Raw genomic sequence first — 20,659 nt, forward strand, 5'->3', positions numbered from 1 at the left:
CTTGGCAGGAAGTGATCCCGTTCTTTGCTTTTGATCCCGCCATCCGAAAGATCATCTACACCACCAACGCAATTGAAAGCTTGAACCGTGTAATCCGCAAATCGATTAAGACGCGGGGATCGTTCCCGACCGAAGACGCAGCCACGAAGCTGATCTACTTGGCGATCCGCAAGTTTGAGAAAGGCGGCCGAAATGTTCGAGAATGGTTTGCGGCCCGCAATCATTTCGCCATAATGTTTGAGGATCGCTTCAATGCGTGACTGTATCTAAAACCCGCATGGGCCAGACCAGATACACAAAGTTCATGACACTCCCAAACTGTTTGGAATTTTTCGATGCTACCCAAGCCTGAAGACCACCTAAGGTGCAACGGACCGATCTTCACGCGCTCGCTTAGCTGCCAAATGCGCATAAGCAGCAAGCAATTGCGGTTCAGAGAATGACCATGCCAATGAGCAAACCACCCTTTGCTTGCCAATTTTGCCCATGTCACGTCTTCGTTCTGGATTGCTGACGAGGGTTTTGATGCATTCTGCGAAAATTTTGGGATTATTATTCGCAGCATAGAGGGATGCCCCTCCAGCGGTTCGCCGGCCTTCAGTCAAGTCAAATTGGACCACAGGTTTGCCCAGCGCCATATACTCGACCACCTTATTCATGGTCGAAATATCGTTCATCGCATTGCAGGGATCAGGTGCGAGGCCAATGTCGATGGCATTCAACGCGCCGACCAGCGCAGGCCCGTATAGAGCACCCGCAAACGTAAAGTAATCTTCTAGCTTTAGCTTAGTGATCTGCTGCTTGATCTCGGCCAGCGACGGCCCAAAACCGATAATTAGGAAATGAACGTCGGTTTCGCCCAATACAGTGACAAGATGATGGGCTGCCGAAACCATGTGCTCCATACCCTCTTGCTGTCCGATTACACCCACGTAGCCAAGCAGTGTTTTTGCAACGACTTGATCGAATTTAGATCCAAGCTCGGGCTTAAAATCTGCGAGGTTGGGTGCCGAGCGGACGACAAAGATATCATCCGTATTCTTGCGCCCTCGCGCGACAGCAATGTCGTGAAAGCTGACATTTGGCGAGATGACGATGGATGCGATGCGGTAGCTGAGCAGTTCCAATCGACGCATCAGCCAATAGCCAATCCCCCGTTTCTGAAATTTCACGATATATAGTTCGGGGCACACGTCGTGTTGGTCAAAGACGTATGCCACGCCTTTGCGTCGAAACCACAGCGCCAAGAGGCAGATCAGGTCCGGAGGGTTACAACCGTGAATTGCCTGAAAGGGGTTTTCTCGCCAGATTCTTCGGGCCAATCGAAACCAGTGAAGCAGTGCGCTGGAATACTCTTTCACGTAGGAGGCAGCCCCACCGCTCCCCTCTAGAACAGCGGGATACCGGTAAATGTGTACGCCTTCCCGAATTTCGAATGCCTCGATCCATCCCTGCCCCGTGGGCGAAATGATCGAAACCTGGTACCCGGCTTTGACCAACGTTGTTGCTTCCAGCCAAACCCGCCGGTCAAGCGGGACGGGCAGGTTTTCAACGACGATTAGGATATGGCGCAAGGGCGGTTTGGTCATACGTCTTTCAACAAGGGAATCATAGCTTCCCTAGGCTTGACACAAAGGAATGAACACTTGGTTAATTCGGCCGCCAGACAGCCCGGCGCGCGCCGCCTATCGGAAACAATGGCAAGCACACCATCCATTTTATCCAGCAATTGTGTCGAACTGGCGATACTTGAGGACTTGTAGCCACCCTGATCGCCGCGTATCCAAGTCAGTGGGACACCCTTCCCCAACGAAGGGCGCTTATCTGAAAGGGTAGCTAAATGGCTATTACGACACCGACCTCGCGGCCTACGAATCCGCGTTTTTCTTCTGGCCCGTGTGCCAAACCCCCTGCTTATGACTTGGCGAAGCTTGCAAGCGCGCCGTTAGGGCGTAGCCACCGCGCAGCGCCCGGCAAGGCGAAATTGCTTGAAGCAATTGAAACCACCCGTGAGATTCTAGGCGTACCTGCTGACTATAAAATTGGCATTGTTCCCGCTTCCGACACCGGTGCGTATGAAATGGCGATGTGGTCGCTGCTTGGCGAGCGCCCGGCAGAAATGGTCGCATGGGAATCATTTGGCGCGGGCTGGGTTACGGATGCCGTAAAACAGCTCAAGATCGAGCACACGGTACATACAGCTGATTACGGTCAAATTGTCGATATGTCGGCGTTGAACTATGACAATGATGTATGCTTCACTTGGAATGGGACTACCTCTGGCGTGCGCGTCCCAACCGGCGATGTCATCCCATCCGGCCGCAAGGGATTGACCTTATGCGATGCAACTTCCGCTGCTTTCGCAATGGATTTGCCCTGGGACAAACTGGATGTGACAACGTTCAGCTGGCAGAAAGTTCTGGGTGGCGAAGCCGCGCACGGAATGCTGATCCTTAGCCCGCGGGCTGTCGAACGGCTTGAAAACTATACGCCCGCATGGCCACTGCCTAAGATTTTCCGTCTGACCAAAGGCGGCAAGCTGATCGACGGTATTTTCAAAGGCGAGACAATCAACACGCCATCCATGCTTTGCGTTGAAGACTATCTGCTGGCCTTGGATTGGGCGAAATCCGTGGGTGGACTGAAAGGTCTGATCGCGCGTGCCGATGCCAATACGGCAGCCATCACAGATTTCGTGGAAACACACGACTGGATCGATTTCTTGGCGGACGATCCGGCGACACGGTCGAACACATCAGTATGCCTGAAGTTCAATGACGACCGGATCAAAGACGGCGCAGCTTTTGCAAAGGCTGTGGCCAAACGTCTGGCTGACGAGGATGTAGCATTGGACATCGGAGCTTATCGCGATGCTCCTGCCGGTCTGCGTATCTGGTGCGGCGGCACCGTCGAAGCCTCTGATATCCAGGCGATGTTACCCTGGCTTGAATGGGCTTTCGAAGCTGAAATCAACGCCTAATTTGCGGCTCCCCGCCTAGCAGTTTCGCTGGGCGGGTGGTTAGCCCATGCCCCCATTTTATTCAAAAAAAGGAGCGCCACTCATGGCCCCCAAAGTGCTTATCTCCGACAAACTCTCGGACGCTGCGGTTCAAATTTTCAAAGACCGCGGCATTGACGTCGATTTCCAACCCGACCTCGGCAAAGACAAAGACAAGCTCGCAGCCGTGATCGGCGACTATGATGGGCTCGCGATCCGGTCCGCAACGAAAGTAACCGACAAGATTCTCGCAAACGCGACCAACCTGAAGGTGATTGCGCGGGCCGGCATCGGGACGGACAACATCGACAAGGATGCGGCCTCGAAAAAGGGTGTCATCGTGATGAACACCCCCTTCGGCAACATGATCACCACCGCGGAACACGCGATTGCAATGATGTTCGCCGTCGCCCGGCAAATCCCCGAAGCCTCGGCCTCGACGCATGCGGGCAAATGGGAAAAGTCCAAGTTCATGGGTGTTGAACTGACGGGCAAGACCCTGGGCGTGATTGGCGCAGGTAACATCGGTGGTATCGTTTGCGACCGCGCGCGTGGGCTCAAGATGAAAGTTGCCGCCTATGACCCCTTCCTGAGCGAGGAAAAAGCCAAGAAGATGGGTGTCGAGAAAGTCGAGTTGGACGACCTGCTGGCGCGCGCTGATTTCATCACATTGCACGTACCTTATACTGACCAAACCGCCAACATCTTGTCGAAAGAGGCGCTGGCGAAGACGAAAAAAGGCGTGCGGATCATCAACTGCGCCCGCGGCGGCCTTGTTGATGAAGAAGCATTGGCAGAAGCGTTGAAATCCGGCCATGTTGCCGGCGCAGCCTTTGACGTATTCAAAGAAGAGCCGGCGACCGAGAACCCGCTGTTCGGCCTGCCTAACGTCGTGTGCACGCCCCACCTTGGCGCGGCGACAACCGAGGCGCAGGAAAACGTTGCCCTTCAAGTTGCCGAACAAATGTCTGACTACTTGCTGACCGGTGCGGTCACCAACGCGCTGAACATGCCTTCGGTCACCGCCGAAGAGGCAAAGGTCATGGGCCCGTGGATCACATTGGCCGGTCACTTGGGTGCCTTTATTGGCCAGATGACTGACGAAGCCGTTAAGGCAATCAACATTCTGTATGATGGTCAAGTCTCGGAGATGAACCTGAACGCGCTGAACTGCGCGGTCGTGGCGGGCATCATGAAACGTGCCAACCCAGATGTTAACATGGTCAGCGCCCCTGTCGTCGCACGGGAAAAAGGCATCCAGATCAGCACCACCAACCAAGGTAAATCTGGTGTGTTTGACGGTTACGTGAAGGTCACGGTTGTTACTGAAAAACGGGAACGTTCGATCGCGGGCACCGTCTTCTCGGACGGAAAACCACGGTTCATCCAGATCAAGGGCATCAATATCGAAGCCGAAGTTGGCGCACATATGCTTTATACAACCAACGACGATGTACCCGGTATCATCGGCACCTTGGGACAGACCCTTGGCGCGCATGATGTCAACATTGCGAACTTCACGCTTGGCCGTTCCACCGCTAAGGGCGAAGCAATTGCATTGCTCTACATTGACGGCCCACTGCCCGAAAAAGCGCTAAAAGATCTGCACGATACAGGCCTCTTCAAGCAGGTCAAAGAGCTCGAATTCGAAGTCGGCTAAGCTCGACCTTACCCGTAAAACGCAAAGCGCCCCCTGCATCGGGGGCGCTTTTTTGTCTGCTTCCAATTGGCTCAAATCCCGGGGGAGCAGCCAAAGGCTGCGGGGGCAGCGCCCCTTCTTAGACGACCCGACGATGCATCACGCACCGGTCCAGTCCAGCACGACCTTGCCCGACGCACCCGACCTCATGGTCGAAAATCCGGTTTCGAAATCATCTGCATCAAAGCGGTGCGTAATGACCGCACTGACATCCAACCCGTTTTCGAGCATGGCGATCATTTTGTACCAAGTTTCGAAAATCTCGCGGCCATAGACGCCTTTGACGGTGATCGCCTTGAACACAATGCGCGACCAGTCCACAGGGGATTTTCCGGGTGGAATCCCAAGCATCGCGATCCGCCCGCCCATGGTCATCGCCTCGACCATTTGGTCAAGCGCGGTCTGATTGCCCGACATCTCCATCCCGATGTCAAAACCCTGTTTCATCTTGAGACGTGCGATGACATCCGCGAGGTCTTCTTGACGCACATCGACAGGCATGACGTCCGCAACCTTGGCAGCCAGTTCAAGGCGTGCGGGGTTCACATCCGTGATCACAACATGGCGGGCACCGACATGACGGGCGACCGCGGCAGCCATGATGCCGATGGGGCCTGCGCCGGTGATCAACACATCCTCGCCCACCAGATCAAAGCTCAGCGCGGTGTGGACCGCATTGCCAAGCGGATCGAGGATGGCACCGATATCATCCGAAATCGTGTCGGGCAGCGGCACCACGTTGAACGCGGGCAGCCGTAGGTATTGCGCGAAGGCACCTTGTTCGTTCACGCCGATCCCGCGGGTGGCGGGATCAAGGTGAAATTTGCCCGACCGCGACTGGCGTGAGGTTTTGCCGATGAGGTGCCCCTCGCCCGAGCACCGCTGACCAATGCTCAGCTCAGTAACATTGCGCCCCAACTCTACGATCTCTCCGGCGAATTCATGACCCGTGATCAACGGGACAGGCACGGTTTTTTGCGCCCATTCGTCCCAGTTCCAGATATGAATATCGGTCCCGCAGATGCCAGTTTTGTTCACCTTGATTAGCACATCATCCGGCCCGATCTCTGGCACCGGTGCGCGGGACATCCACAGCCCCTCACGCGGCTCGGACTTGCACAGCGCTTTCATTTGGTTGCTCATGACAGAACCCCACAGGCTTTGCCCGCGACTTCAAAAGCGGCCAGCGCGCGATCCAGTTCATCGCGTGTCAGCGCGGCGTTCATCTGGGTGCGGATGCGGGCTTGACCACGAGGCACCACCGGAAAGAAGAAACCGCTGACATAGACGCCTTCCTCGAACAGACGCGCCGCCATATCTTGTGCCAACTGCGCTTCGCCCAGCATCACAGGGATGATCGGATGTTCGCCGGGCAGCAGGTCAAAGCCCAGTTTGGTTAGTCCCTCGCGCCAGTATTTCGCGTTTTCGAACAGTTGCTTGCGGCGGTCGTCACCTTGCTCGACCAGCTCCAGTGCCTTGATCCCCGCCATGACAATCGATGGCGGCAGCGAGTTCGAAAAAAGATAGGGGCGTGCGCGTTGGCGCAGCAGATCGATCACCGGTTGCGGCCCTGCGATATAGCCGCCGATCGCTCCACCAAGCGCCTTGCCCAACGTGCCCGTCAGAATATCAACATCGACGCCAAAATGTGCGGGCGTGCCCTCGCCCTTGGGGCCCATGAAACCTGTCGCGTGGCAGTCGTCGACCATCACGAGCGCTTCGTATTTTTCGGCCAGTTTGGTTATTTCCGGCAGTTTCGCCAGATAGCCGTCCATGCTGAACACGCCGTCGGTCGCGATCATGATGAACCGCGCGCCTTCCTCGCGGGCGAGCTTCAGCTGCCCTTCAAGGTCGTCCATGTCCGAATTAGCATAGCGGTAGCGTTTGGCCTTACACAGGCGGATGCCGTCGATGATCGACGCGTGGTTCAGGCTGTCGGAAACGATAGCGTCTTCGGGCCCAAACAAGGGCTCGAACAGTCCACCGTTGGCGTCAAAGCAGGCGGCGAAGAGAATGGAATCATCCTTGCCAAGGAAAGCTGCCAGTTTTTGTTCAAGCTCGCGGTGAATATCCTGCGTGCCGCAGATAAAGCGAACCGAGGCCATGCCAAACCCCTTGGGGTCCATCGCGTCGCGGGCAGAGGCAATCAAGTCGGGGTGGTCCGCCAGCCCGAGGTAGTTGTTCGCGCAAAGGTTAATGACCTGACGCCCGCCCACCGTGATCTCGCCCGATTGCGGCGAGGTGATCATGCGTTCTTGTTTCATCATACCGTCTGCGGCGATGCCGGACAGGGTGGCGTTGACGTGATCTAGGTACGCTTGGGTCATGATAAAACTCCTTTTCACAGACGTTCTACCATAATGGATGAGTTTCCGAAATAGAGGAATTCCCCTATAGCGGATTTTTTCCTATATTGTGGATGAAGGTGTCGATCTAGGCGTCCTGCACCACTAGAAACGCCCGTACAGGACCATCCGCTGCAGCGATCCGGTGCGGCACGTCGGCAGGATAGCGCGCTGTATCACCTGCGTGGACTGTGCCGACGGCCTCTCCGCTTCGCAGCTCTACCGTGCCTTCCAAGACTGTCAGGTGTTCGCGTGCACCGCGCGTATGGGGCTGACTGTCCAACATACCGCCGACATCAATCAGCAGTTCATAGACTTCGTGTTTGCCCGCCTCTTCGGGGGGCGAGAGGATGCGGATGCGGCAGCCGGAGCCGAGGTTATTGATCGTTGGCACCTCTGCGGCCCGTAGCACTTCGATCTGGGCAGGGCTCGGGGCGCTGTCCAGCAAACCTGCGAAATCCACCTGCAATGCGCGGGTCAGGTTCCACAAGGTTGCGATGGTAGGGCTGCTTTCGCCGCGTTCGATCTGGCTGACCATGGACCGCGACACGCCTGACAGCTTGGCGACCGCATCAAGGCTCAGACCCTGTGCGGTGCGCGCGGCCTTCAGGCGAGCGGGAAGTTGCGTCAGTATAGCGTCTGGATTATCCGTCATGCCGGATAGATGGGCCGCAGTGTGCCCCGCTGTCAATGGCAGGCGCTAGCTGAGCGCCTGCAAAGCCGCAATAATCCCCGTTGCGGTGCCTGCACCCACAATCGCCGACAGGATAATCCACCGCCGGAAGGCCGGACGGGGCGTCGGCGTTTCTTCCTGCTGCCGGATCAACGCGCTTTCGACCAGCGCAGGCAACCGCGGGCCGAAACGTGCAAGCACCATCGCAGTTCTGCTCAGATCTTTGATCACAGCGCGTGGACCGATGGATTTAGAGATGTAATCTGTCACAATCGGGTTCGACACTTCCCAGATGTTGATATGCGGGTTGAGCGAACGGGCGACCCCTTCGACGACGACCATGGTGCGCTGCAGCAAGATCAGCTCGGTCCGTGTTTCCATCCCAAAGCGTTCGGTGACCTCGAACAGATAGGTCAGCAGCCGCGCCATCGAAATGCGGGTCGCGTCCATGCCGAAAATAGGCTCCCCCACGGCGCGCAGGGCACGGGCGAATTCGTCGACGTCTTTGTCGGCAGGCACGTAGCCCGCTTCAAAATGCACCTCTGCCACACGTTTGTAATCCTTACGGATAAAGCCGAATAGAATCTCGGCATAAACGCGGCGGGTGTATTCATCGATATGGCCCATGATACCAAAATCATAGGCGATGATATCCCCGTTCGGTGCGACCTTGAGATTGCCCTGATGCATATCCGCGTGGAAATACCCGTCGCGCAGCGCGTGGTTCAGGAACAGCTGCAACACGCGATCACCGAGCGCGACACGGTCGTGACCCGCGGCGTCAATCGCATCGTTATCCCCCATGGAAACGCCATCGGCCCAGCCCAGCGTCATCACACGGCGGGCGGAATATTCCCATTTGATCGCAGGCAGTTGGAACCCTGCGTCGCCTTTGGTGTTCGCGGCAAATTCAGACGCGGCAGAGGATTCGAGCCGCAAATCCAGCTCGCCCCGTACGACGCCATCGAAATGCTCGATCACCTCCATCGGGCGCAGGCGGCGCGATCCGGGCGAGAAGAGTTCAACCATACGCGCTGCCAGATAAAAGGCATCGACATCCTTGCGGAACGCTTTCTCGATACCGGGGCGGAGCACTTTGACGGCCACGTCTTCTTGGGTCTCGGCGATGGTTGCGCGGTGCACCTGCGCGATAGAGGCGGCGGCGACAGGTTCGCTGAACTCAGAGAAAATCGCACTGACCGGCAGGCCCAACTCTTTCTCGACTTCGGCCTTGGCCTGCTCGATCGAAAACGGTGGCAGCTTGTCTTGCAATACGCGCAGCTGCACCGCCAGTTCGTCGCCCACAACATCGGGGCGCGTGGACAGAACCTGACCGAATTTGATGTAGGCGGGGCCAAGCGCGGTGAGCGCACGTGTGGCGGGTGGCATCGACGGATCGCCAGCATAGCCCAAAAACTTGAACGGCTTGCCAAGCGCCTTGGCGACGAACCGCAAGGCAGGAGTCGCGTCAAAAGCGTCGAGCACGACATTCATCGCGCCGGTCCGCTCCAAAGTTGCACCGGTGCGGATCAACCGCCAGATATTGTGAGGTCCGCGCATGACTTAAATCTTCCAACCAGAATGAAGCGCCGCAATGCCCAGCGACAGGTTCCGATATTTCGCCTGCCCAAAGCCCGCGGTGCGTAGCATACCTAAAAAGGTCTCTTGGTCGGGGAAGTTGCGGATCGATTCGACAAGGTATTGATAGCTGTCACGGTCGTTCGCGATCATCTGCCCCATGCGGGGGATGACGTTAAAGCTATACAGATCATACGCTTTTTGCATCATCGGGTTGGGCAACTGGCTGAATTCAAGCACCATAAGACGCCCGCCGGGGCGCAGCACGCGGTAGGCTTCGTTCAAGGCCTCTTGGGGACGGGTTACATTCCGGATACCAAAGCTAATGGTATAGACGTCAAAGCTGTTGTCCTCGAACGGCAGCGCCATCGCATCGCCGACGACCCAATCAAGACTGTCCGCCATTGCTGCTGCTTCGGCGCGCTTGCGTCCTGCGACCAGCATCGGTTCGGTCAGATCCAGCACAGTGGCGTGGCCCGATCCCGCGCGACCCAGAAACTTGAACGACACATCGCCCGTGCCTCCGGCGACATCCAGCAGCTTTTGCCCTGCACGCGGGGCCAGCCAATCCATCATCGCTTCTTTCCAGACGCGGTGGATGCCGACGCTCATCACGTCGTTCATGATGTCATATTTGCTTGCGACAGAGTTAAAGACACCCTGCACGCGTCCGGCCTTGTCGCCTTCGGCCACGGTTTCAAATCCGAAATGAGTGGTTTTGTCGCTGTCGTTTGTCATGGGGCCTTGTAGTCCTTTGATCTGCACCTTTGTTATAGGGCGCGAGGGGTCAGGTACAATGCGCCCTTTTGTCAGAAGGGAAACAACCATGCCTGAGTTGCCAGAGGTCGAAACAGTACGTCGCGGTTTATCCCCTGTGATGGAGGGTCAGGTGATTGCCCGCGCCGAGGTGAACCGCCCCGATTTGCGCTGGCCTTTCCCCCCAGATATGGCCGCACGGCTGACAGGACAACGGGTGACCCAACTGCGCAGGCGGTCAAAATACATTCTGGCGGATTTATCCTCGGGAGAATCGCTGCTGGTGCATCTGGGAATGTCCGGCCGGATGCTGATCTCGGGCGATCCGTTGGGGCAATTCGTGCATGACCACCCTGCCCCCGAGAAACACGATCACGTTGTGTTTCATATGGGCAACGGCGCGCGGGTGACTTTTAACGATCCACGCCGTTTTGGTGCGATGGATCTTTTGGAGACAGCCCGTGCCGACAGCCACAAGCTGCTGTCGTCGATTGGGCCAGAGCCGCTTGGCAATGATTTCCACGAGGCGCACCTGATTGCCGCGCTGAAAGGCAAGAACACCCCGATCAAGACCGCGCTGCTGGACCAGCGGATCGTGGCGGGACTGGGAAATATCTATGTCTGCGAAACACTTTACCGCGCAGGCATCCACCCGGCGCGCAAAGCGGGGCGCATATCAGCGGCCCGTGTTGGCGGGCTGGTCCCGATCATCCGCGACGTCCTGAATGCAGCGATCACCGCAGGTGGATCGACCTTACGCGATTTCAAACGCGCTGACGGAGAGTTGGGCTACTTCCAGCACAGCTTTGACGTGTACGGGCGCGAGGCACAGCCCTGCCGCACCCAAGGGTGCGACCATCAGATTGCCCGCATTGTGCAGTCCGGACGTTCTTCCTTCTACTGCCCGCAATGCCAAAGATAACTTGAAACACCCCGTCCCCGTGGTATGCACATCTTTCAAAGCGTAACAAACGAGAGCATTCTTTGATGGCTTATGAAACGATCACGGTCGACGTCGACAACCACATCGCGCTTGTCACGCTGAACCGTCCTGACGCAATGAACGCATTGAATGACCAGCTGATGACAGAGCTGGCCGATGCATTGAAGTCGGCTCAGGAAAACGAAAAAGTCCGCTGCATCGTGATCACTGGCTCGGAAAAGGCGTTTGCCGCCGGTGCCGATATTGCCATGATGCGCGACAAAAGCTTTGTCGACGTCTTTGCCGGTGATCTTTTCACCCCAGAGACCGACCAGATCATGCGTGTGCGCAAACCCATCATCGCTGCCGTGTCGGGCTATGCTCTTGGCGGCGGCTGCGAACTGGCGATGATGTGTGACTTTATCATCTGCTCGGAAAGCGCCAAGTTCGGCCAGCCCGAGATCAATCTGGGCGTTGTCGCCGGCATTGGTGGCACCCAGCGTCTGACCCGGGCGATCGGCAAATCCAAAGCAATGGATATGAACCTGACGGGCCGTTTTATGGACGCAGCAGAAGCAGAACGCGCGGGCCTTGTGTCACGTGTGGTTCCGGTCAAAAAGCTGATGGAAGAAACGATGGCAGCCGCGGCAAAGATCGCCGAAAAATCCATGATCTCGACCATGGTGGTCAAAGAGGCGGTAAACAGGTCCTTCGAAGTGCCCCTACGCGAAGGTCTGCTGTTTGAACGCCGCGTTTTCCATTCGCTGTTCGCAACAGAAGACCAAAAAGAAGGCATGTCCGCCTTCCTAGAAAAGCGCGAAGCACAGTTCCGCGACAAGTAAATAGCTTTGCGGGTTTGCATTGCGCGTCGGGGTGGACTATAGGCAACCCCAATACATGCGCGTGCAGCCCGCTCTGGCTAGAATCACCTTATCGGATATCGGTTCCGGTCATTGGGTTTGTGTCGCGTATTCGCAATTTGAACATACCCAAGATGAAGGCTGATCCTCATGGCAAACACACCTCAGGCAAAAAAACGCGCCCGTCAGAACGAAGCACGTTTTCAAATCAACAAAGCACGTCGCTCGCGCATCCGTACCTTTCTGCGCAAAGTAGAAGAAGCCATTGAATCCGGTGACAAAGAAGCCGCAACAGCCGCCCTGCGCGCTGCTCAGCCAGAGCTGATGCGCGGTGTGACCAAAGGCGTTTTCCACAAGAACACAGCGTCGCGCAAAGTGTCGCGCTTGGCGTCGCGGGTCAAAGCACTGGGCTAAGCCCAACTGACCCAGCGTCACCATTAAGATCCGAAAGGCACCGTTTTTACGGTGCCTTTTTTTTGGTGTCGCACTCGGATCACGGGAATGAGATTCTTTTGCACCAATCTCTGAGTCAAGTTTGAAGATGTGTTGTAACAGTCCAACCGAGATTGCTAACAGTATCAAACGCGATTCACTTCGCTTGGGGGGACAGGCCCGAACGGTTCGAGATATTTGCTAGGATATCGAACATCCGTCGGGGAAATTTGGATGGCCTTGCTAGAGGCCAACTGACGTCTGCAGATGCTGCTGCCAGCACATTTGCCCTGTCTTTTGAATACGACGAACGGTGTGTTCGGCAGCGACGTTGGGCGATTTTCATCGCCAACGCACGCGTCAGACGCGCCCTATGTAAAAATGTCCGAAGGGCGACAGGCCGGTTTTCTGTGTGGGACCGGGTGAGCGGTCTATTGTCTTTCGGCACGGCAAAATAGCGGTTCAGCATAAGCTGGAGCGATCAAAGAATGGGACGGCAGGGCGCATGATGCAGGCAGAGTGGACGACAATTCGGGACCGGCTTTTAAAGACGGTCGGGCAGAACAACTTTACGACCTGGATAGACCCGCTGACCGTTGGCCCGATCGATGACGGCATCTGCACGTTGTTCGTGCCGACCAACTTCTTTGGCAACTATGTCAGCCAGAACTTTGCCGATCTGCTGCTGCATGAAATGCAATCCGAAGACATCAGCATCAGCCGCCTGAAATTTGCTGTGGCCCCACAGGACAAGCCCGCCGCCGTCGATCCTGTGACTGCCCGTCCCAAGCCCGCAGCCGCAGTTCAGCCTGCCAACAGCCAGATCAACACCGCCCCGCTTGATGCGCGCTTTAGCTTCGACAACTTTGTTGTCGGCAAACCTAACGAGCTGGCTCACGCCGCCGCGCGCCGCGTTGCCGAAGGCGGCCCCGTCACATTCAACCCGCTGTTCCTGTATGGTGGCGTAGGTCTGGGTAAAACGCACCTGATGCACGCCATCGCGCAAGAGCTTCAGATCCGCAAACCCGAGCTGAACGTCCTGTATCTTTCTGCCGAACAGTTCATGTACCGTTTTGTTCAGGCATTGCGCGATCGCAAGATGATGGACTTCAAAGAAATCTTCCGCTCGGTCGACGTGCTGATGGTGGACGATGTCCAGTTCATTGCCGGCAAGGACAGCACGCAGGAAGAGTTCTTTCACACGTTCAACGCGCTTGTGGACCAGAACAAGCAGATCATTATTTCGGCAGACCGCGCCCCGGGCGAGATCAAGGATCTGGAAGACCGCGTGAAATCGCGTCTTCAGTGTGGTCTGGTCGTCGACCTGCACCCCACCGACTATGAACTGCGTCTTGGCATTCTGCAAAACAAGGTCGATGCGCAGCGCAAGAACTACCCCGGTCTCGAAGTCGAAGCAGGCGTGCTGGAATTTCTGGCACACCGGATCACCACCAACGTCCGTGTGCTTGAAGGCGCGCTGACCCGCCTCTTCGCCTTTGCGTCATTGGTGGGCCGCGAGATCAACATGGACCTGACGCAGGATTGCCTTGCCGACGTGCTCCGCGCGTCCGAGCGCAAAGTCAGCGTTGAAGAAATCCAGCGCAAGGTGTCCGAACATTATAACATCCGCCTCAGCGACATGGTCGGCCCCAAGCGTCTGCGCAGCTACGCCCGCCCGCGTCAGGTCGCCATGTATCTGTGCAAGAAAATGACCAGCCGGTCGCTGCCTGAAATCGGGCGCCGCTTTGGCGGCCGCGATCACACCACGGTTATGCACGGCGTCAAACGCATCGAAGAGCTGAAACAGAACGACGGTCAGATCGCCGAAGATCTGGAACTGCTGCGCCGCTCTCTCGAGGCTTAAAAGCACCAGCTTGCTCAGAACACACGCGAAGGCCTTGACGGGCCTTCGTTTCGTGCTGAAAAGTCAACAAAACTCTTGTGAATACATTGGTATCGGGTAGTTTGCCCTCCCGGACTGCCGGAATGGAGATGGCATATGAAATTCAGCATCGAACGCGCCGCGCTGCTTAAGGCCGTATCACAGGCCCAATCAGTGGTTGAGCGCCGCAACACCATCCCAATTCTCGCCAACGTGCTGATCGAGGCCGAAGGCTCCGACGCGTTGTTCCGCGCGACCGATCTGGATATCGAGGTTGTCGATAAGGCTCCCGCTCAGGTGGAACGCGCCGGTGCGACCACCGTATCGGCAACCACGCTGCATGAAATTGTGCGCAAACTGCCCGATGGCGCGTTGATCAGCCTCACCGCCGACAGCGCCGCAGGGCGTCTGACAGTCGAAGCAGGCCGGTCCAATTTCTCGCTGGCGACGCTGCCACGCGAAGATTTCCCCGTGATGGCCACCTCTGAATATCAGTCGAACTTCAAGGCCCCTGCCCCCGTGCTGCGCCGGCTGTTCGACAAATCCAAATTCGCCATCTCGACCGAAGAAACGCGGTATTACCTGAACGGCGTCTACATGCATATTTCGGACAGCGACGGCAGCAAAGTTCTGCGCTGCGTTGCGACCGATGGCCACCGCTTGGCCCGCATCGACGCGCCCATGCCGGACGGTGCCGCTGAAATGCCCGGCGTGATCGTCCCCCGCAAAACTGTGGGTGAATTGCGCAAACTGCTAGATGACGATGATATGGAAATCGCCGTTTCCGTGTCCGAGACAAAGATCCGCTTTGCTACGCCGCATATCACGCTGACGTCGAAAGTTATCGACGGGACGTTCCCCGACTACACGCGCGTGATTCCGCAGGGCAACACACGCAAAATGGAAGTCGACGCCAGCGATTTCGCTCGCGCCGTCGACCGTGTTGCGACCGTAAGCTCTGAACGGTCGCGTGCCGTCAAACTGCAACTGGACGAAGACCGTCTGGTGCTGTCGGTCAACGCACCAGACAGCGGTGCCGCCGAAGAAGAGTTGGTCGTTGCCTATGCGGACGAACGGCTAGAGATCGGGTTTAACGCAAAATACCTGCTTGAGATCGCCAGCCAGGTAGATCGTGAAAATGCGGTATTCCTGTTCAACTCCTCCGGTGATCCGACGCTGATGCGTGAGGGCAATGATATGTCTGCCGTGTATGTCGTTATGCCGATGCGTGTGTGACGCTGCCAGCTTACGTCGAATATCTTAACGCATTCATACCATCCGTATGAGCGGCCTATTTTTATCCCATCTGACGCTGTCGCATTTCCGTTCGCATAAGCGAGCGGTGATCGACAGCGATGCGCGACCGGTGTCGATTTTTGGTCCGAATGGCGCGGGCAAGACCAATATCCTTGAGGCGGTATCTTTGCTGTCGCCCGGCCGTGGCCTGCGCCGATCAAGCGCGTCGGATATGACCCGCCGGCCAGAGGCGCTTGGCTGGAAAATCACCGCACATCTTCACAGCTTAGGACAGGTCCACGAAATCGAGGTCTGGTCAGAAGCAGGCGCGGCGCGACAGCTGCGCATTGACGGCAAAGCCGTAGCGCAGAACGGTTTAGGGCGCATTGCGCGGGTGCTGTGGTTGATCCCGTCGATGGACCGTCTTTGGATCGAAGGGGCCGAAGGGCGCCGCCGTTTCCTTGACCGCATGACACTCAGCTTTTTGCCTGACCATGCAGATCAGTCGCTGGCCTACGAAAAGGCCATGCGGGAACGCAACCGCCTGCTCAAAGATATGGTGCGCGAACCGTCGTGGTATGTCGCGCTGGAACAGCAGATGGCCGAAGCCGGAAGCGCGATCCACGCCAACCGTGTTGCTGCCCTTCAAGCGATCACCGAAGCGCAGGCGCAGGCCGAAACCGCCTTTCCGACCGCCACACTTGATCTGATCTGCGACATGCCCACCACCGCCGGGGGGCTGCGTCAGGCGCTTGCCGATAACCGCATGCGCGATCTGTCGGCTGGGCGGACATTGATCGGCCCGCATCGCGCCGACCTTGAAGGGGTCTATGCTGCTAAAGATGTCCCCGCGCGCGATTGTTCAACCGGAGAGCAGAAGGCGCTGCTGGTGTCGCTGATCCTTGCCAACGCCCGTGCTTTGGCCGCTGATTTTGGCGCGCCCCCTTTGTTGCTGCTCGACGAGGTCGCGGCACATCTGGATGCGAACCGCCGCGCCGCGCTGTATGAAGAACTAAGCGCACTTGGTGCGCAGGCCTGGATGACCGGCACCGGCGAAGAGCTGTTCGACACGCTCGGCCCGCGCGCGCAACGGCTTGAGGTGACAGACGCCGACGGATTATCGACCGCAAGGATGCTCACATGACCATCGCCCTGCCCGATCTGATGCTGTATTGCGGCGCGCTGCTCATCCTGTTCCTGACACCCGGTCCGGTGTGGTTGGCGATCATGGCGCGCGCATTGTCGGGCGGATTTGGTGCAGCTTGGCCGCTCGCCGTTGGTGTTGCAATCGGTGATATGCTGTGGCCACTGGTGGCAGTGCTTGGCATCAGCTGGATACTGTCGGTCTTTGATATGTTCATGTTGGGCATGCGTTGGATTGCATGCGGTGTGTTCCTGATCATGGGCTTCCTGCTGATCCGCCATGCCGACGCAAAAATTGACCGCGACAGTCGCCTCACGCGGCCAGGTGCCTGGGCCGGTTTCGGGGCCGGTCTGCTTGCCATTCTGGGAAATCCAAAAGCGGTATTGTTCTACATCGGCGTGCTGCCGGGGTTCTTTGATCTGCGCAGCGTCACCGCAGTTGACGTGGGTGCGATCATCGCGGTTTCGGTCGCAATTCCGCTGCTTGGCAACCTCGCTGTCGCCGCTTTAGTGGGCAAATTGCGCGGCCTGATGTCCAACCCTGCGACCCTGAAACGGATCAACATGATGGCCGGCGTGCTGTTGATCTGCGTAGGTTTGCTCATCCCCTTCCTATAACGCAAAATCTTGTGTCAGGCGCGTGACAATCATGGCGGAAAACACTATAAATTGGGTAACAAAAGAAGGTTCCCCAATATGTCCGACACCGATCAGCTCCCCGAGGAATACGGCGCAGATTCCATTAAGGTTCTCAAAGGCTTAGAAGCTGTTCGCAAACGTCCGGGCATGTACATCGGTGATACCGATGATGGGTCTGGTTTGCACCACATGGTCTATGAGGTCGTGGACAACGGCATCGACGAGGCGCTGGCCGGTCATGCGGATGCGGTGAACGTCACAATCCACGACGACAGCTCCATCTCCGTCAGTGATAACGGGCGCGGTATTCCCGTCGGCATCCACCAAGAAGAAGGCGTTTCCGCAGCCGAGGTCATCATGACCCAGCTGCACGCGGGCGGTAAGTTTGACAGCAACTCCTACAAGGTATCGGGCGGCTTGCACGGTGTGGGTGTTTCGGTTGTGAATGCGCTTTCGGACTGGCTTGAGCTGCGCATCTGGCGCGAAGGCAAAGAACATATCGCGCGCTTTGAGGGCGGTTTTACCACCAAGCACCTTGAGGTGGTTGGCCCCACCGATCGCACGGGCACCGAAGTGCGCTTCATGGCTTCGACAAGCACGTTTTCGAACCTCGAATACAGCTTTGAGACGCTGGAAAAGCGCCTACGCGAACTTGCCTTCCTGAACTCCGGTGTGCGGATCATCCTAACGGACGAACGCCCTGCCGAACCTCTGCGTACAGAACTGTTTTATGAAGGCGGCGTGAAGGAATTCGTGAAATACCTCGACCGTTCGAAATCCTCTGTCATGCCAGAACCGATTTTCATCACCGGTGAAAAAGATGATATCGGGGTCGAGGTCGCGATGTGGTGGAATGACAGCTACCACGAAAATGTCCTGCCTTTTACCAACAACATCCCGCAACGCGATGGCGGCACCCATATGGCGGGCTTCCGGGGGGCATTGACGCGGACGATCAATAACTACGCGCAATCGTCCGGCATTGCGAAAAAAGAGAAGGTCTCTTTCACCGGCGACGACGCGCGCGAAGGCCTGACCTGCGTGCTGTCCGTTAAGGTCCCGGACCCCAAGTTCAGCTCGCAAACCAAAGACAAGCTTGTCAGCTCGGAAGTGCGCCCCGCCGTCGAAGGGCTGGTGAACGAAAAGCTGGCCGAATGGTTCGAGGAGAACCCGCAGATCGCCAAGATCGTCGTTGGCAAGATCATCGAAGCTGCTCACGCCCGCGAGGCGGCGCGCAAAGCCCGTGATCTAACCCGTCGCAAGACCGCCATGGATGTGAATTTCCTTGCCGGTAAGCTCAAGGATTGCTCTGAGAAAGACCCGTCTAAAACCGAAGTCTTCCTGGTGGAGGGTGACTCGGCCGGTGGTTCTGCGCAAACGGGCCGTGACCGCCAGACACAGGCGATCCTGCCGTTGAAAGGTAAAATCCTGAACGTCGAGCGTGCACGGTTTGACCGGATGCTGGGCAGTCAGGAAATTGGTAACCTTGTTATGGCGCTTGGCACAGGTATTGGCCGCGACGAATTCAACATCGACAAACTGCGCTACCACAAGATCGTCATCATGACTGATGCGGACGTCGACGGCGCGCACATCCGTACGCTGCTGCTCACGTTTTTCTATCGTCAGATGCCGCAGTTGATCGAGAACGGCCACCTCTATATTGCGCAGCCACCGTTGTACAAAGTGTCGCGCGGCAAGTCCGAGGTGTACCTGAAAGACCAGGCCGCAATGGAAGACTACCTGATCCAGCAAGGCATTGATGGTGCTATGTTAAAACAGGGTAACGGCGAAGAAATCACCGGTCAGGATCTGGCCCGCGTCGTCGATTTGGCGCGCCAGATGCGCCGTGTTCTCGAAGCCTTCCCGACCCATTACCCCCGTCACATTTTGGAACAGGCCGCCATTGCCGGTGCCTTTGTTCCAGGCGCGGTTGATTCCGATTTGCAAGGTGTGGCCGATAAGGTCGCCGAGCGTCTGAACCTCATTGCGCTGGAATGGGAACGCGGTTGGCAGGGCCGGATCACGCAAGACCACGGCGTCCGTCTCGCCCGTATTCTGCGCGGCGTGGAAGAAGTCCGCACTCTTGATGGCCGCATGCTCCGCTCAGGCGAAGCAAAGCGGTCCGGCGGTTTCACAGAGCACCTGCAAGACGTCTATGGCACGACCGCCAAGCTGGTACGCAAAGACCGTAGCCAGCTGATCCACGGCCCGATGGACCTACTTGAAGCAATCCTGGCAGAGGGCGAAAAAGGCCTATCTCTGCAGCGCTACAAAGGCTTGGGCGAAATGAACCCTGATCAGCTTTGGGAGACCACGCTCGACCCTGACGCGCGAACCCTGTTGCAGGTAAAGGTCGCGGATATGGCCGAAGCGGATGATCTTTTTACCAAGCTCATGGGCGACGTCGTGGAACCCCGCCGCGAGTTCATCCAGCAAAACGCGCTGAACGTAGCGAACCTCGATTTCTAAAGGATTGTAGGGAAGCACATAAAATTGCGCGGCGCGTATAACTTTGCGCGTCGCGAATGATATCGCTAAATATGAAACCGTATTAATTCAGTAACTTACGTGATTTAACCCAAGATGCTCGACTTTGGGGCTTGAGCCAAGTTCGCAGCTTCACTTTCAAACCCGAGTGAACCTTCAAATTGATCTAAGGTCGGCATATGGCCATTGCCCATGACAGCGTACGCATGGTTTACAATCTCGCTGTCGCAAATAAGACTTTGAATTAAATGATATTTTATTCCAAAAGCATTCACTAAGAGCGGTTCCGCAGTGAGACCTGCGTCTCTCTGGTTTTAGCATGTTGATTGTCACTGAGAACTGACCCGGCATTTTCACCGAGACTTGACCCACCCAGTTGTTATGTTCTTTGCTTTATGATGGCGTCAATGCCGCTTTCTCCTTTCGTTTTTGTTTGGCTGTCGCCGAGCTGGCCTTGAACCGATAGCTGTCATTGCCGGTCTCGAGAATGTGGCAACGATGTGTGAGGCGGTCGAGGAGCGCGGTGGTCATCTTGGCATCACCGAACACGCTGGCCCATTCGCTAAAGCTCAGGTTGGTTGTGATAACGACGCTGGTGCGCTCGTAGAGTTTACTCAGAAGGTGGAACAGCAGCGCGCCACCCGAAGCGCTGAACGGCAGATATCCCAGCTCATCCAAGATCAACAAATCGGCTTTCACCAGCGCCTCGGCGATCTTTCCTGCCTTGCCTTGGGCCTTTTCCTGCTCCAACGCATTGACCAACTCGACCGTGGAGAAGAAGCGCACACGCTTGCGATGATGCTCGATTGCTTGAATGCCGAGGGCGGTAGCGACATGCGATTTTCCCGTTCCAGGGCCCCCGATCAGCACTACATTCTCAGCCGCCTCCATGAACTCGCATCGGTGAAGTTGGCGGACCAAAGCTTCACGGACTTCGCTGGTGCCAAAGTCGAAGCCAGAGATGTCTTTGTATGCCGGAAAGCGTGCTGCCTTCATGTGGTAGGCG

18 protein-coding genes are annotated in these 20,659 nt (G+C 56.9%); 11 read left to right on the forward strand and 7 right to left on the reverse strand.

What is annotated here, in order from left to right:
* On the forward strand, nucleotides 1-260 hold a 260-nt coding region (locus BLQ98_RS16940; protein ID WP_141135367.1), incomplete at its 5' end, for a transposase.
* Nucleotides 261-359: 99 nt separating this feature from the next.
* On the opposite strand, the gene BLQ98_RS16945 is transcribed toward BLQ98_RS16940, so the two are convergent.
* Nucleotides 360-1,589, reverse strand: coding sequence for a glycosyltransferase family 4 protein (locus BLQ98_RS16945; RefSeq protein WP_093734384.1), 1,230 nt, complete (start codon nucleotides 1,587-1,589; stop codon nucleotides 360-362).
* Nucleotides 1,590-1,840: 251 nt separating this feature from the next.
* On the opposite strand from BLQ98_RS16945, the gene BLQ98_RS16950 reads away from it, so the two are divergent.
* Both BLQ98_RS16950 and serA read left to right on the forward strand, forming a co-directional pair.
* Complete coding sequence (locus tag BLQ98_RS16950; protein ID WP_093734385.1) at nucleotides 1,841-2,980, forward strand: phosphoserine transaminase; 1,140 nt, start codon at nucleotides 1,841-1,843, stop codon at nucleotides 2,978-2,980.
* A gap of 82 nt (nucleotides 2,981-3,062) precedes the next feature.
* A complete protein-coding gene (gene serA, locus BLQ98_RS16955; protein WP_093734386.1) occupies nucleotides 3,063-4,658 on the forward strand; it encodes a phosphoglycerate dehydrogenase in 1,596 nt (531 codons plus the stop codon).
* Between the two features lie 138 nt (nucleotides 4,659-4,796).
* Here serA and tdh read toward each other — a convergent pair whose 3' ends face one another.
* The 5 genes from tdh to ubiE all read right to left on the reverse strand — a co-directional run bounded on the left by tdh (nucleotide 4,797) and on the right by ubiE (nucleotide 10,031).
* The gene (tdh, locus tag BLQ98_RS16960; protein ID WP_093734387.1) at nucleotides 4,797-5,840 is read right to left on the reverse strand and encodes an L-threonine 3-dehydrogenase; all 1,044 of its coding nucleotides are present in this window, start codon (nucleotides 5,838-5,840) and stop codon (nucleotides 4,797-4,799) included.
* Complete coding sequence (locus BLQ98_RS16965; RefSeq protein WP_093734388.1) at nucleotides 5,837-7,024, reverse strand: glycine C-acetyltransferase; 1,188 nt, start codon at nucleotides 7,022-7,024, stop codon at nucleotides 5,837-5,839. The genes tdh and BLQ98_RS16965 overlap by 4 nt, the downstream gene beginning before the upstream one ends.
* A gap of 106 nt (nucleotides 7,025-7,130) precedes the next feature.
* Nucleotides 7,131-7,697 carry a helix-turn-helix domain-containing protein gene (locus tag BLQ98_RS16970; RefSeq protein ID WP_093734389.1) on the reverse strand — a complete coding sequence of 189 codons (567 nt, stop codon included), beginning with the start codon at nucleotides 7,695-7,697 and terminating at the stop codon, nucleotides 7,131-7,133.
* 45 nt (nucleotides 7,698-7,742) lie between these two features.
* Entirely contained in the window at nucleotides 7,743-9,275 is a 1,533-nt protein-coding gene (gene ubiB / locus BLQ98_RS16975) for a 2-polyprenylphenol 6-hydroxylase (RefSeq protein WP_093734390.1), read from the reverse strand.
* A gap of 3 nt (nucleotides 9,276-9,278) precedes the next feature.
* Nucleotides 9,279-10,031, reverse strand: a complete 753-nt coding sequence (ubiE, locus tag BLQ98_RS16980) for a bifunctional demethylmenaquinone methyltransferase/2-methoxy-6-polyprenyl-1,4-benzoquinol methylase UbiE (protein WP_093734391.1) — start codon at nucleotides 10,029-10,031, stop codon at nucleotides 9,279-9,281.
* Between the two features lie 88 nt (nucleotides 10,032-10,119).
* Between ubiE and mutM the strand changes: the two genes are divergently transcribed.
* The 8 genes from mutM (at nucleotide 10,120) to gyrB (ending at nucleotide 19,635) form a co-directional block, all read left to right on the forward strand.
* On the forward strand, nucleotides 10,120-10,971 hold the full coding sequence (gene mutM / locus BLQ98_RS16985; RefSeq protein ID WP_093734392.1) for a bifunctional DNA-formamidopyrimidine glycosylase/DNA-(apurinic or apyrimidinic site) lyase: 852 nt from the start codon (nucleotides 10,120-10,122) through the stop codon (nucleotides 10,969-10,971).
* Nucleotides 10,972-11,036: 65 nt separating this feature from the next.
* On the forward strand, nucleotides 11,037-11,813 hold the full coding sequence (locus BLQ98_RS16990) for an enoyl-CoA hydratase (RefSeq protein ID WP_093734393.1): 777 nt from the start codon (nucleotides 11,037-11,039) through the stop codon (nucleotides 11,811-11,813).
* 168 nt (nucleotides 11,814-11,981) lie between these two features.
* Nucleotides 11,982-12,245, forward strand: coding sequence for a 30S ribosomal protein S20 (gene rpsT / locus BLQ98_RS16995; RefSeq protein WP_093734394.1), 264 nt, complete (start codon nucleotides 11,982-11,984; stop codon nucleotides 12,243-12,245).
* A 523-nt stretch (nucleotides 12,246-12,768) separates the two neighbouring features.
* Nucleotides 12,769-14,127, forward strand: coding sequence for a chromosomal replication initiator protein DnaA (gene dnaA, locus BLQ98_RS17000; protein WP_093734395.1), 1,359 nt, complete (start codon nucleotides 12,769-12,771; stop codon nucleotides 14,125-14,127).
* 135 nt (nucleotides 14,128-14,262) lie between these two features.
* The gene (gene dnaN / locus BLQ98_RS17005; protein ID WP_093734396.1) at nucleotides 14,263-15,381 is read left to right on the forward strand and encodes a DNA polymerase III subunit beta; all 1,119 of its coding nucleotides are present in this window, start codon (nucleotides 14,263-14,265) and stop codon (nucleotides 15,379-15,381) included.
* A gap of 46 nt (nucleotides 15,382-15,427) precedes the next feature.
* Nucleotides 15,428-16,525 (forward strand): DNA replication/repair protein RecF, encoded by a 1,098-nt coding sequence (recF, locus tag BLQ98_RS17010; RefSeq protein ID WP_093734397.1) that lies wholly within the window; start codon nucleotides 15,428-15,430, stop codon nucleotides 16,523-16,525.
* A complete protein-coding gene (locus tag BLQ98_RS17015) occupies nucleotides 16,522-17,142 on the forward strand; it encodes a LysE family translocator (protein WP_093734398.1) in 621 nt (206 codons plus the stop codon). Before recF ends, BLQ98_RS17015 begins: the two co-directional genes overlap by 4 nt.
* Before the next feature lie 78 nt (nucleotides 17,143-17,220).
* Nucleotides 17,221-19,635, forward strand: a complete 2,415-nt coding sequence (gene gyrB, locus BLQ98_RS17020) for a DNA topoisomerase (ATP-hydrolyzing) subunit B (protein ID WP_093734399.1) — start codon at nucleotides 17,221-17,223, stop codon at nucleotides 19,633-19,635.
* Between the two features lie 411 nt (nucleotides 19,636-20,046).
* On the opposite strand, the gene istB is transcribed toward gyrB, so the two are convergent.
* A partial coding sequence (gene istB, locus BLQ98_RS17025) for an IS21-like element helper ATPase IstB (protein WP_093734400.1) occupies nucleotides 20,047-20,659 on the reverse strand: 613 nt, incomplete at its 5' end.

The organism is Sulfitobacter litoralis (assembly GCF_900103185.1).
Taxonomy (GTDB): Bacteria; Pseudomonadota; Alphaproteobacteria; order Rhodobacterales; family Rhodobacteraceae; genus Sulfitobacter; species Sulfitobacter litoralis.

Bases quoted from the DNA above. Each gene is read 5' to 3' on its own strand.
- BLQ98_RS16945 (WP_093734384.1), bottom strand. From the start codon at position 1,589: ATGACCAAACCGCCCTTGCGCCATATCCTAATCGTCGTTGAAAACCTG.
- BLQ98_RS16950 (WP_093734385.1), top strand. From the start codon at position 1,841: ATGGCTATTACGACACCGACCTCGCGGCCTACGAATCCGCGTTTTTCT.
- serA (WP_093734386.1), top strand. From the start codon at position 3,063: ATGGCCCCCAAAGTGCTTATCTCCGACAAACTCTCGGACGCTGCGGTT.
- tdh (WP_093734387.1), bottom strand. From the start codon at position 5,840: ATGAGCAACCAAATGAAAGCGCTGTGCAAGTCCGAGCCGCGTGAGGGG.
- BLQ98_RS16965 (WP_093734388.1), bottom strand. From the start codon at position 7,024: ATGACCCAAGCGTACCTAGATCACGTCAACGCCACCCTGTCCGGCATC.
- BLQ98_RS16970 (WP_093734389.1), bottom strand. From the start codon at position 7,697: ATGACGGATAATCCAGACGCTATACTGACGCAACTTCCCGCTCGCCTG.
- ubiB (WP_093734390.1), bottom strand. From the start codon at position 9,275: ATGCGCGGACCTCACAATATCTGGCGGTTGATCCGCACCGGTGCAACT.
- ubiE (WP_093734391.1), bottom strand. From the start codon at position 10,031: ATGACAAACGACAGCGACAAAACCACTCATTTCGGATTTGAAACCGTG.
- mutM (WP_093734392.1), top strand. From the start codon at position 10,120: ATGCCTGAGTTGCCAGAGGTCGAAACAGTACGTCGCGGTTTATCCCCT.
- BLQ98_RS16990 (WP_093734393.1), top strand. From the start codon at position 11,037: ATGGCTTATGAAACGATCACGGTCGACGTCGACAACCACATCGCGCTT.
- rpsT (WP_093734394.1), top strand. From the start codon at position 11,982: ATGGCAAACACACCTCAGGCAAAAAAACGCGCCCGTCAGAACGAAGCA.
- dnaA (WP_093734395.1), top strand. From the start codon at position 12,769: ATGATGCAGGCAGAGTGGACGACAATTCGGGACCGGCTTTTAAAGACG.
- dnaN (WP_093734396.1), top strand. From the start codon at position 14,263: ATGAAATTCAGCATCGAACGCGCCGCGCTGCTTAAGGCCGTATCACAG.
- recF (WP_093734397.1), top strand. From the start codon at position 15,428: ATGAGCGGCCTATTTTTATCCCATCTGACGCTGTCGCATTTCCGTTCG.
- BLQ98_RS17015 (WP_093734398.1), top strand. From the start codon at position 16,522: ATGACCATCGCCCTGCCCGATCTGATGCTGTATTGCGGCGCGCTGCTC.
- gyrB (WP_093734399.1), top strand. From the start codon at position 17,221: ATGTCCGACACCGATCAGCTCCCCGAGGAATACGGCGCAGATTCCATT.